Origin of the sequence: Butyricimonas sp. RTP31003st1_G1_RTP31003_210430, from assembly GCF_040920905.1 — a bacterium.
GTDB classification, from domain to species: Bacteria; Bacteroidota; Bacteroidia; order Bacteroidales; family Marinifilaceae; genus Butyricimonas; species Butyricimonas paravirosa.
Window position 1 is genome coordinate 16,934 of the sequence record NZ_JBCOSQ010000007.1, and the last position, 11,721, is coordinate 28,654.

At 43.7% G+C, this 11,721-nt stretch carries 9 protein-coding genes and 1 tRNA gene; 5 read left to right on the forward strand and 5 right to left on the reverse strand.

The features are described from left to right. Positions 1–16 precede the first annotated feature (16 nt). The 3 genes from AB5542_RS03545 to AB5542_RS03555 all read right to left on the reverse strand — a co-directional run bounded on the left by AB5542_RS03545 (position 17) and on the right by AB5542_RS03555 (position 4,987). Positions 17–1,216, reverse strand: a complete 1,200-nt coding sequence (locus AB5542_RS03545; RefSeq protein ID WP_279037524.1) for a DUF4876 domain-containing protein — start codon at positions 1,214–1,216, stop codon at positions 17–19. An 18-nt stretch (positions 1,217–1,234) separates the two neighbouring features. Continuing rightward, positions 1,235–4,006, reverse strand: a complete 2,772-nt coding sequence (locus AB5542_RS03550; protein WP_279037521.1) for a TonB-dependent receptor — start codon at positions 4,004–4,006, stop codon at positions 1,235–1,237. Positions 4,007–4,198: 192 nt separating this feature from the next. Beyond that, positions 4,199–4,987: a M48 family metallopeptidase gene (locus AB5542_RS03555; RefSeq protein WP_118302100.1), complete on the reverse strand. Its 789-nt coding sequence runs from the start codon at positions 4,985–4,987 to the stop codon at positions 4,199–4,201. A gap of 186 nt (positions 4,988–5,173) precedes the next feature. On the opposite strand from AB5542_RS03555, the gene AB5542_RS03560 reads away from it, so the two are divergent. After that, a tRNA-Arg gene (locus AB5542_RS03560) sits at positions 5,174–5,246 on the forward strand. A gap of 408 nt (positions 5,247–5,654) precedes the next feature. On the opposite strand, the gene AB5542_RS03565 is transcribed toward AB5542_RS03560, so the two are convergent. Together AB5542_RS03565 and AB5542_RS03570 are read right to left on the reverse strand one after the other, a co-directional pair. Then, positions 5,655–5,960 carry an STAS-like domain-containing protein gene (locus tag AB5542_RS03565; protein WP_124318322.1) on the reverse strand — a complete coding sequence of 102 codons (306 nt, stop codon included), beginning with the start codon at positions 5,958–5,960 and terminating at the stop codon, positions 5,655–5,657. A gap of 11 nt (positions 5,961–5,971) precedes the next feature. Then, positions 5,972–6,625 carry an ATP-binding protein gene (locus AB5542_RS03570; RefSeq protein ID WP_279037514.1) on the reverse strand — a complete coding sequence of 218 codons (654 nt, stop codon included), beginning with the start codon at positions 6,623–6,625 and terminating at the stop codon, positions 5,972–5,974. A gap of 580 nt (positions 6,626–7,205) precedes the next feature. Here AB5542_RS03570 and AB5542_RS03575 point away from each other — a divergent pair. From AB5542_RS03575 to AB5542_RS03590, 4 genes are all read left to right on the forward strand, one after another. Next, positions 7,206–8,303, forward strand: coding sequence for a hypothetical protein (locus tag AB5542_RS03575; RefSeq protein ID WP_279037511.1), 1,098 nt, complete (start codon positions 7,206–7,208; stop codon positions 8,301–8,303). Between the two features lie 183 nt (positions 8,304–8,486). Beyond that, a complete protein-coding gene (locus tag AB5542_RS03580) occupies positions 8,487–9,767 on the forward strand; it encodes a cysteate synthase (RefSeq protein WP_279037508.1) in 1,281 nt (426 codons plus the stop codon). A 119-nt stretch (positions 9,768–9,886) separates the two neighbouring features. Further along, positions 9,887–10,456, forward strand: coding sequence for an RNA polymerase sigma factor (locus tag AB5542_RS03585; protein ID WP_229128236.1), 570 nt, complete (start codon positions 9,887–9,889; stop codon positions 10,454–10,456). Positions 10,457–10,532: 76 nt separating this feature from the next. Continuing rightward, entirely contained in the window at positions 10,533–11,690 is a 1,158-nt protein-coding gene (locus AB5542_RS03590; protein WP_279037506.1) for a FecR domain-containing protein, read from the forward strand. The last annotated feature ends 31 nt before the right edge of the window (positions 11,691–11,721 follow it).

Below are 11,721 nucleotides of genomic sequence, written 5' to 3' on the forward strand. Positions count from 1 at the left end.
TGTTTTTATAAAGTGTTTATTTCTTCAATGATGGTGTAGCTTCCGGGGTAAAATCCTCGGTTGAATTGTTGGTGTCTTGCAGAATTTCCCTTCCGTCTTCCGTGGTCGTGAAGGTTTTCCGGAGAACGCTCTTTCCATATCGGTTTTCATCCCCGTCAATCACCCCGCAGTAGGTCCAACCCATATCTATCGTGGGCGAGGTTACAATCCATTGGAATTCTGATTTGACACTTAAATTGACAGCGTCTACAATCATTTCGTTCGGTACTTTGTAACAACTTTCCTCGCAGGGAATCTCGAATTCTTCAAAGACAAACATCCACTCGTAATCATAAGTATAGTCTTGTAAAAACTTTTCGATATCTCCCAGTCTAGCTATCGCGTAGCTATTGAAACCGCGATTGTGGAATACAAATTTGCCGTACGGGGTCAGTATGTTGGGAACTTCGTGGTTATCAATATCGTCACTATCTTCATAGAAGATTTCGAAATCCGCTTTACTCAAATCTATGGAGTTTGAGTTTTGAGCTTGATGATTTATCCCGTTATCTGCAATGATTATATATTCTCCGGGATTAACCGGGTGTTCGGTTCCATTACCCGGTATGGTAAGAATTGCGCTTACAGCCATCGCCTCTTTCATGATGTCCGGGGTATAATCCTGCTTGTCCACGGTTTGGAATGCTGATCCCAGAATAGATAATCCATCGGCATACAGCACCTTATCCGTGTTATTGTAGATTTTAATGTATTTGTCTCCATTATATTGTTGTCCTTCTTCCGTCACCGTTCCCGTGTAAAATATCTCGGCGATAATGAAGTCGGAAGATGTCTGGCTAATGAATAATTCGGTTGCTAAAGAGGCGGTCGTTCCCGATATGTTGACCGATTCTTCATATCCCCGGATTAGTCCTTCATGGCTTTCTCCCTCTCGTTTGTATTGAATAAAACCTTCCATGATGATATGATACATTCCTTCCGGAAGGGTTACGTGGATTTGATTATTCTCGAACGTCGTGTTATTTGTCACTCGTCCGGTATTCACGTTGGTGAACTTTACTACCATATTGGATATACTAGGTTCTTCAAATCCTTCCGGGAGTGTTGTGTTTAATGTAAATTCGGTTGTGTTAACCGTTTTGTTATCGTCCGTACAAGACAGCACGCTAAAGATCGTCACGATCAGCGAACAGAAAATGATAAAATTGTTTTTCATATTCATGATATATTGGTGTTATAATTTGATGTTCAATTCCATGCCGAAATAGGGGACTGCTTTCCTTCTGATTTTCGCCCCGTTGGCCTCGTAGCTGGGATTGTAGTCCAGTATGTTGTTCACGAACAGGGAGAGTCCTATCTTTTGATTGAAATACTTGGTCGCCGAGAAATTGATGTTGATGGATACGGGAACCGTTGTCCGTTTGAAAGCGGCCTCGTTATAGTTCACTACCAGATGCTGGCGTTCCATGTCGGTTTGATCGGCAGCCGTGTAATCGTGTTCTTCGCCTTTGATGTCCACGTACTTGATCGGAACCCCGTTCTTTCTCATGCTCTCCTGTGCGGTAAACCACATGCATTGTACCGAAGTGGCGAAATTCAGTCCGAGTTTTTGCAGGTACGTGTCGAACATGAAGTTCGTGTTGAATTGTTCCCGAATGTACCCGTCGTCGTCCAGATATAACCCGATGTATTTTAATTCCTTCCCGTTCAATATCACGCTGGGTTTCCTGTACACCGGCTGGCTGTTGTGGTAGGTCGATTTGAACCATGCCCCGGTGACCGTGAGACGGGTGTGTATGGATTCGATACGGTTGGACGAGTATTGAAACTCAACTCCTTTTTTGATAATCATGCTACCGTTCGTGTTTATCCCGTACGTGCTGATCACCGTGTCGTTCGTGTAAGTCAGGTCACTTAATTCCGGTGGTCCCTGTAATGAGGTGTGGTCAATGGTTGAGGCGTCATATTTTTTATACTGGAAAGACCGGTAGTAATTGGTTGTTCTGAAACCGTCAGTCATTTTCTCGTAGAAATAATTCACGGAGAACAGGTGTTTGTCATAATCGAAATCCAGACGTACTTCCCATTTCTTGTTACGGGCGGGTTCCAGATCGTAATTCGTCGGGTCAATAATGTAGGTCATCATGTTTAAACGCCGGAAGTCAGCGTTCGTGTGATAATAGTTCAATTGAGTCAGGTCGTAATAGATCTTCTCCGGGTAGAGTTGTGACATCACGGGCATTTTCCTTTGCCAGCCGATCCCGCCGACAAGTTGGATGTTTAATTGTCGGTCGAAGAGAAACAAGGTCGGGAATTTCCATTGTGCGTTTACCCGGGGATCAAAGTATATTTTACCCTGCATCCGGTAATCCGCATTCAAGTTGAGCGGGGAGAAGGCACGTATACCCCCGGCCACGATCAGCCGATGCCGGTCGATAGGAATATCAATCCGGTCCTCGATGAAAAACGATAACAGGTGATCTGCCGGAATCTCGTCATACGGTCTGGGGCGATAGGAAGTCGAGGGATAAAGAGGCCGTGTCAGGTCGTACACCTGACCTTCCCCTAGGTTTTTACTCATTCGCCATTCAACTCCCGCTTTCAATTTATTCGTGGTGTTGAAAAGATCGAAGTGAAATTCGCTCATCGTCTTCACGTAAGCATTGATGGGTTTGCCATCCACTTTTAAATGTGCCGTATAGCGATATGGGAGAAAAATCCCGTCGTGTTCGCCTTCTTCCGTGTTGTCGGGAATGGGGGTATCTTTATCCAGCGAGATAAATTTAGTCTGTTTGATTTTGTTGAGCGAGTAGTCCACGGCGGCGGTTAAGTTGACGTATTGCCAGTGCCGGGATTGGGTGAATACCCAGTTCAGCCTGTTTGACACGGACATCCGGTGATAGCTGGATTTGTATTTGTCTATCTTTTTGTAGCTTATGTCCGGATCGCTTTTCTCATCATCAATGGATTGCCCGTAGTCCAAGTCCAAATCCCATGATAATGACCGGGTGCTTGTTTTCCATTCTCGTGCCACATGGGTGGTTGCGGAGAGACGCTTGTAGTTTTCCAGATTGTTGCGGGGATCGATCTCTGCATCCAAGTAATCGAACCCGAAGTTGAATATCCATCCTTTGTTTGTCGCGAATCCTTTACCTAGGTACACGAGTTTACTTTCTGGGTCTGATTTTATGCGGGCTTCCCACGGATGGGCTCCTGCTTTTCGTTGGATTTTGATTACTCCGCTGGTCAGTTCACCGTATTCAACGGAAGGTATTCCCCGGATCACTTCCACGCTTTCGATGAAATCAGTTGACAGCATACGCATATCAACCCCTTTGCCCGTGCTGTTCCGGTAGTAATCGTGATCGCTTTGACTGGCTCCCAGCACGTGTTGCATGTTGGCATCCGTGTTGATCGGAACCCCGTTGACAAGAAAAGAGGTACCTAAGGATGAAATATCGTAATCGTCGCTGGAAACACCAACTTCCCGCAAACGGGCTTGGTTTACGCCACCGAGGGCGGGATCTTTCGTTCTTCCGCCCGGCAGTAATGCCAGTATATCCGTGAAACTTGACGGTTGCAGGAGTTCCATGGCCTTGCGGTTAATCTTGGAAGAGGTTGTAAGGCCTCTGGATTCGGATGCGGTGACAATAATGTCTTTTAGCGTGATATTGTCCGGTTGCAAGGCGATTGCAATTGTCGTATCCCGGTGGATGGACAGGGATTGATGCATTGGGGTATATCCGATAAAAGAGATGCTAAGAGAGTAGGTCCCGGTTGGAACGTTTTTTATGCTGAAACTTCCTTTCGTATCACTGATCGCGTGAAGTTGCACGGAATCATTCTTTAATAATACGGTTGCGAATTCCAGTAATTCGTTCGTCTTGGCGTCTTTTATATTCCCTTGCAGGTGAAATTGTATTTGACTTTGCGCTTGAATCGGTAGCGCGATAGATAGATAACCCAATAAACAAAGAATCTCAATAATCCCAAATCTGCATTTCATCACTTACTTCTTTTTGTCGACGCAAAGTTATAGGGTAGGATAATATGAATCCATCACCAAAAGTAAGGATATTGGGGGTGTTGTTTGGAGGAAATGTATCCCCGTTTGTGGGGATAAAAAAAGAATACGTCAAAAGTCGTTTGACGTATTCTTTTGTTTATAAGGTTATAAACCCAATGACTTTCTGGTATTTTATTTCTGTAATTTATCGGCTCTTTCTTTTAATCTTGCTGCACGAGCCTCGCTATCCGGGTGGGTAGAAAACATCTGTTGTATGCGAGAGGCTTTTTCACCCCCGGCATTGGAGAGTTCTACCAGTTTTGTCAATGCTTTTGACATGGCGTAGGGGTCAACCTTTTGTTGAAGGCAGAAATCAAAAGCGTAATCATCAGCGGCGAATTCTTGCTTTTGTGAGAATTGTGCCCCCATGAAAGCCTCTGCCAACGCTCCCAGTTGGGAATCGGTCAATTTCGACGCTGTTTCACTTACCGCACCTGCCACGTTCTTGGCGGCCGAGCGAAGATAGGCGTTTTTCATGGCGTGTTTAGTGTCTTGGTGTACCACGTGTCCGATCTCATGACCGATAACAGCCAGCACCTCGTCGTCAGTCATTAATTCCATCAGTCCGGCAAAGATACGAATGCTCCCGTCTCCGCAGGCAAAAGCGTTAACATCAACCACTTCATATATAGCAAAATTCAGTTTCAGTCCTTCAATTTTGGGGAAGTTTGCCGTGATCTTGGCCAAGCGTTTTCCTAATTCACTATCCGGTGCCGCCACTTTATTATGTGTGTCCATCCATTGTATGTATTCCTGGCTCATGTTAGCAATGTCCTCGTCGGAAAGAGTGATCGCCCCGGCCGCATCCTTTCCGGCTTGAATAGCTTTTTTCGTGTCGATTTTCATTTTGCCGATTTTTATTTGCGCTTGTAAAGTTAAGGTTCCGGCAAGTAATAATACGCACATGAATAGTTTTCTCATCGTTGTAATGAATTTTAATGTTTGATTATTAAATATTTCCTTATTTATCGTCCGATACTATAATACATGGCGCAAAAGTAAGCATTTCTCTTATATCTTCAACAGGAAAGAATTATTTAAAAATATTCTCACGAGAAGTGAGCAAGTGAAGAAAATTATATTACCTTTGCATCGCTCAAATGAAAAGGACTCGTAGCTTAATGGATAGAGCACTTGGTTACGGCCCAAGAGGTTGTGGGTTCGACTCCCGCCGAGTTCACCGAAAAAATGAAAACCTTGTAAATCGATTGATTTGCAAGGTTTTTTATATGATTGACGTGTTGCTAAACTCTTGCCTGTAAGAATCCGTCAATTATATGTTGTATTTCTATGACTTGATCACGGGATAAGTTATCTAAAAATTGATCGTTGATTTGTACGTCATATTCAACGTTTGCCTTTGTCAAGGTTTCGTTTTTCACGATCATTGGCATTTATAGTGTAATCATTATGAGAAAGGGGGGAGATAAAGAAAATGAACTTATGGGGGGATAATTTTGTTCCAGTTTCTTCATTTCTCCCTTTGCCGTATGGTATTGGATAAAATGAAGAAATTAGGAAATATTTTACAGAAAAGTCGAGGATATTATATTGGATTGCGACAGGATAGCTCTTGTTGAATATTGAATTAAACTCGTTTAACAGCTTTCATGGCGTTCAACCGGCGGCGGAATGCGATGGCTATATTCTTGCGTGCAAATTCATTTAATCCTCTGAAAGTGGTGCGTTGTTTTAACTCTTCCAAAGGCATAATAAGAAGAAGTTTGGCAAGACACTCATCTGCAAAGGAGTTGGATACGACGTTCACCCCGCTAAAATCCAGCACGACCTTATCATTTTCCTGCATAAGATCTAACAATTGGAAACGAACTTTTTCTCCCAGTTGTCGGGTACCTAAGTTCTCGTTTATCGTGACAAATTTGAATGTTATCATATTCCTTTATATTACCATAGTTGTTCCAGGTCATCAATTGGTGTAAACGTCTCGTTATACAAAGACTCACAATCTGTTCGGTTATCTACTATCTCGTTGGGATCAATCTCGCGGTTTGAGTGGATGTCAAAATAGACAATCGTACCTTGCCATGACGATGATGGATGTACATGAGTCTCTTTACCATCATACACCAATATGTGAAGACCCGAATGAATTTCCAATCGTATTCCCACGTTTTTTATAAGCCGAGACGTTGAATAAAGTCCGAATCCCATTCCTTTCCCATCAGTCACAGTGTCCTGAATACTTTTCTCTATAGCTTCCGGTTCCGAAAGTTGTGCATATAGTGGATTTTGTGCCAATGATTGCTGGATTCCCATCCCATCATCAGCTACCAATATCTGAATCATAGACTTGGTGGGGCTGTATAATGAAATGGCCGTACCACACGTCTTTCCTGAGTGGGTTAATACATTATCCAATACTTCGTAGAAACAATAGCTTAATGCTTGCATTACACTCAGTTCTATATCGGGATAGTTCGTGAGTGATTTTACAATATCCGAGTATACATTATAAATATTCTCCGTATCGAATACTTCAATCAAGGGTTGTGCATTACAATCCTTAAAATAGTAATTTAAAAGACTATCTATATTCATTCTTTACGGGTTTAATTTATACCTATATTACAAAGGTAATTTATTTCTTCGATTTACTGAATGGTAATCGTTAAAGAATGATGTGTTTGTTTGTTAAATTTTCACTAATATAATTTTGATAGCTATCAGTGAAAAGTCTCTTGATCATGTATAAAAGTAATTTATTGGTTTAATCGTATTGTTTCCGAAATAATGAAACAGGGAAAGTTGTTGTTACGTGAATCATACCTTATGCTAGGGACGATACGGGGCAATGCATGGGGGTGGGTGTATTGGTGGAGGCTTGTAGTTTGCCTGTTGCTTGTTGGCATGGGAATATGGTCGATGTTATTTTTGCTTATTGTTTGTTAAAATGGCGGCTATGATCGGGCGATAATCGGGCGACAATCGGGCGATGGCGCCTAATTGCCGCCTAACAGTCAGGTAACGACCGGATAACAGGCAGGGGTCAGGGTTGGAAAACCTTATTAAATCCTATGATTCCCGTGCTTGTAAAAAGAAAAGAAATTAAACCGGGATGTCATATTTTTGAAACTGATAAATGTTATTTTTGTGAAGATGTAAAAACAAAATGCGATAAATGGAGAAGACGGTTTATTTTTTGGGGTCGGGTTTTTCTAAGGAGGCCGGGGGATTGGTCCAGAACGAGATTATCAAGACTATTCTGGATGAAGATTTTACGCGGGGAAACGAGCGTCTGATCAAGGCCAAAGATAATTTTATCGGGTTCTTGAAGGAGGAATTGCATATTTACGAGGACCATTATTGTAACGTGCAGTTGGAAGATATTTTCACGCCGATTGATCGTTGTGTCTGGGACGGGCTTTCTATCGGGCGGTATAGTGCGCGGGGGTTGGTGGAACTGCGGGAGGAGTTTAACGCACTGATGGGGGCGGCGGTAAATTACAGTTTTCAGAAGAATAGGGCTTGTTGTGATTATATCGATGAGTTTGCCGAGTATATTAATCAAGTTGCACGGCGGCGCATGGAGGATGGCGTGGACCGGGTATCGGTGATCACGACGAACTGGGATGTGATGTTCGACCATGCCTTGAAACGGGCCATCGAAAACGGGCATCCGGAAAAGTTGAGCGTGGTGGATTATTGTTGCTACGTGAGTTCTTGGGAGGCGAATGATGATACAATCAAACCGGGATTGCTTGCCGTGGGGTATGGGGGATATAATATTAAGTTGTTGAAGTTACACGGGTCGATGAACTGGTTTCAATGTCCCATGTGCCAGCGTATGTATGTGCGATTCGGCGAGGAGATCGAGATCATGAAGGCTGCCTATTGTCGGCATTGCCGGAAAAATTATGGGATGTCGGAGATTAACTCGATCAAGTTGCAGAGTAATTTGTTGCTACCGACGTATTTAAAGAACTTGAGTAATATCCAGATCAAGCTGGTATGGCAGAATGCGGCGATCGAGCTGTCGGAGGCGACGAGAATCGTGTTTATCGGTTATTCTTTACCTGCTGCCGATTTCGAGATCAGGCAGTTGCTGGCACGGATGATTCGTCCCGATGCGGAGATACAAGTTGTTCTTTATCCGAATACTCCGAACGTGGAGGCCGAAGCGGAGCGTTATTGTAATTTCTTCGGGAGCCGGATATCGGAGCGGGACATCATGAGACTGACTGTGCCGGAATACGTGAAGGAGAAAACTAAAAACTAAAAGATAAAAACTAAAAGTTAAAAGATAAAAGTTGAGAAGAGCGGGAGATTGGGAGATACTTGTAACTTTTATCTTTTATTTTTTAACTTTTATCTTAAAAGTGGTATTTATACTCTATTATGGTAGGTCTGAATACTTTATTTTTGTACATATAAAGAAATGTACAATTCAAGGAAAGAATTTATGACAAGTTATCATTTAGAGTCAGCATGTTGCGGGACTACTTTTGAGGATAAAGAGTGGGAGTTGGAATGTCCCCATAAGGATGGTGCGGCTTTGATCTATGCAAATTATGCAAAACGTCAATTCGAAGTGAGAAATGATCTGCCCGGTATTTACAGGTATGCTAACTGGATGCCTATTTGCCGGACGCTGGAAGGTTCCGGTGCTCCCGTGACTTACAAGAGCGAGGGGCTGGCTGAATATTTAGGGCTGTCTAATTTGTACATCACGTTTAATGGCTATTGGCCGGAACGGAATGCCATGATGAAAACCGGGTCGTTCAAGGAATGTGAGGCGTTTACCGTGTGTGCGCGGACGAATGCTTTCAATGACAAGATCATGGTGGTGGCTTCTGCCGGTAACACGGCGCGGGCTTTCGGACGTGTGTGTTCGGAGAATCATATCCCGTTGTTGTTATGTATTCCGGAAGATAATTTGGAGGCAATTTGGGCGGATGGGCCGTGGAATGATTGCGTGAAACTGGTTTGCTCGGCTTCCGGGTGTGATTATTTTGATGCGATTCATCTTTCTAATATTATATGCGAGATGGAGTTTTTCTACCCGGAGGGAGGGGCCAAGAACGTGGCTCGTCGTGACGGGATGGGAACAACGGTGTTGTCAGCCGTGGAGAAGATCGGGCGTATCCCGGATTACTATTTCCAGGCTGTGGGGAGCGGAACCGGGGCTATTGCCGCTTGGGAGGCAAACAAACGTTTTGTTGCTGACGGGCGTTTCGGTTCGCATTTGATGAAATTGATGGTTTCACAAAATGCTCCTTTCTCGTTGATGTACGACGCGTGGAAGGCAGGTTCTCGTGCCTTGTTGCCTTTGGACGAGGATGTTGCCCGGGAACAGGTGAAAGAGATGTGTGCCAAGGTGTTGTCCAATCGTAAGCCGCCGTATTCTTTGAAAGGCGGATTGTATGATGCGCTAGTGGCAACGGGTGGCGATATGTTGTTGGTGACGAACGAGGAGGCGATGGAAGCACAGAAGTTATTCGAAAAATTGGAAGGAATTGATATAGAACCGGCGGCAGGGGTTGCCTTGGCCTCGTTGATGCAAGCTGTTAAAGAACAGCGAGTGGAGGAGGATGCCGTGATCATGTTGAATATCACGGGTGGCGGTGTGGCTCGTTACAAGAAAGAGTTTAACCCGGTGATGCAGAAACCTGATCTGGTATTCCCGGTAAACCCGGACCCGGAGATGGTGAAGGCGAAGGTGAGAGAGTTGATCGGAAAATAACAAACGCTATAAAAACCCCGTGACTTTGGTCACGGGGTTTTTCGTTATGATTTTTTTATTGAATCAGCGTGAAAAGATTCGATTTTTCATTATGTTTGTCTTGATAAATGGAAATTTGGATGAAAATGGGTGTGCCGGATTTGGAGATATTAACAGCTTTTCAAAAGGATATGAACGAGGGGGGAAAATTACTCTTCCAACGTTATTATAAGCCGTTGGTGTTATTCTCCGGGTCAATGCTTAATGATTGCACTTTCCCGGAAGATATTGTACAGGAGGTGTTTTACCATTTTATCAAGAATAATGTTTATCGACAGTTGTCTCCGGAAGCCTTGAGTACTTATCTGTTCCGTTGCGTGAAAAACGCTTGTTTGAACAAGATTCGGGATCAGAGGGAATTTGCACAAGCGGAATTATTGCGGTATGATGCCGTGGAGGAAGAGGCGATGACTGTTTCTCTGGAATTGATCGAGGCTATTCGGAAAGCGATCGAGGAATTGCCGCGGAAGACTCGAATGGTGGTAATGTCTGTTGTCGTTGAAGGGAAAAAATACAAGGAGACGGCTGAGGAATTGGGAGTGTCCGTGAATACCGTGAAGACTTTATTGAGTGGTGGTTTGAAACAATTACGCCAGCAATTTTCCGATGCCCTTTTGCTATTTTTCATTTTGGAGAAAAATAATTTTTAAAAAACTCTCGAAAGTTATTCACCCATTTTTTAATTCTCGTGTTTGTCTTATAAAATATGAATACAAATACGAGATGATGGATAAGAATGAAAAAGAGACACGAATCCGGGAGTATCTTTCGGGAGAATTAGGCGAGAAGGAAGAACGGGAGTTCAATGAGTGGCTTGTCGGTGACGTGGAGGCTCAACAAATTTTTAAGGAGAGGGTGAAACAGTATGATTTGATCCGTTGGGCAAAGCGGTGGGAATATATAGATGACGAGGTCGCTCGAAAACAGGTGGTAGACCGGGTGCGTCGTTATCGCTTGAAGATAGGAATTGTAAGGTATGCTGCCGTGATTGCCGTGATACTGGTGTCCGGGGTAATGGTTTGGAATTGGAAATACCGGTCGGTGGAACCTGCCACTTTGGCTACCGTTTCTGTTCCCTTGACCAATGTACCGATCCTAAAATTGGCTGATGGAGAAGAGATCCCGATTTCCTCTCGAAACATGGAGATTATTCGTTCCTCCCGGAGGGTTGATATTCAATTGGCTGATTCGGGGAGATTGGAATACGTGGCAAAATCGGATTCGATGGTAGGGCAGGTGGAATACAATACTCTCGTTATTCCCCGGGGATGTGAGTTTAACCTCGTCTTGGCAGATGGGAGTCGGGTGTGGTTGAATGCGGGGAGTTCGTTGAAGTATCCTGAAACTTTTTCGAATGGTGAACGACGGGTTTATTTGGAAGGGGAGGCTTATTTCGAAGTGGAACATGATGGGAATGCCCCTTTTATCGTGAACACGAGGTCCATGGATTTGCGCGTACTTGGGACGAGTTTTAATATAAAGGCTTATGATGACGAAAGCGCGGTTATTACCACTCTCGTGTCCGGGAAAATCAGACAGGAATTCCCGGAAGTAGGTAAGGATGTCACGTTGACGCCCTCACGTCAATCGATATTCGACCGTGTTACCGGAAAGTTAGAAACGAAACAAACCGACGTACAAGCTGCCCTCGCTTGGAAAGAAGGTAAAATTATTGCGAATAACGAACGTTTGGAAGATATTTTCCGGCAATTATCCCGTTGGTATGATTTTAAGGTGGTATACACTCAGCCCTCACTGAAAGATGTCCGCTTTTATCTTCATTCTAACCGGTATGCGGAAGTACATACAATTCTGGAATATCTCCAAACAACGAAAGGGATTCATTTCACTTATGCTGAAAAAACAATTTACGTGAGTCAATAAAATAAGGAGATGCCCTCACATCCCCTTACCT

Bases quoted from the DNA above. Each gene is read 5' to 3' on its own strand.
- AB5542_RS03565 (WP_124318322.1), bottom strand. From the start codon at position 5,960: ATGATAACATTCAAATTTGTCACGATAAACGAGAACTTAGGTACCCGA.
- AB5542_RS03580 (WP_279037508.1), top strand. From the start codon at position 8,487: ATGACAAGTTATCATTTAGAGTCAGCATGTTGCGGGACTACTTTTGAG.
- AB5542_RS03590 (WP_279037506.1), top strand. From the start codon at position 10,533: ATGGATAAGAATGAAAAAGAGACACGAATCCGGGAGTATCTTTCGGGA.
- AB5542_RS03555 (WP_118302100.1), bottom strand. From the start codon at position 4,987: ATGAGAAAACTATTCATGTGCGTATTATTACTTGCCGGAACCTTAACT.
- AB5542_RS03550 (WP_279037521.1), bottom strand. From the start codon at position 4,006: ATGAAATGCAGATTTGGGATTATTGAGATTCTTTGTTTATTGGGTTAT.
- AB5542_RS03575 (WP_279037511.1), top strand. From the start codon at position 7,206: ATGGAGAAGACGGTTTATTTTTTGGGGTCGGGTTTTTCTAAGGAGGCC.
- AB5542_RS03570 (WP_279037514.1), bottom strand. From the start codon at position 6,625: ATGAATATAGATAGTCTTTTAAATTACTATTTTAAGGATTGTAATGCA.
- AB5542_RS03545 (WP_279037524.1), bottom strand. From the start codon at position 1,216: ATGAAAAACAATTTTATCATTTTCTGTTCGCTGATCGTGACGATCTTT.
- AB5542_RS03585 (WP_229128236.1), top strand. From the start codon at position 9,887: ATGAAAATGGGTGTGCCGGATTTGGAGATATTAACAGCTTTTCAAAAG.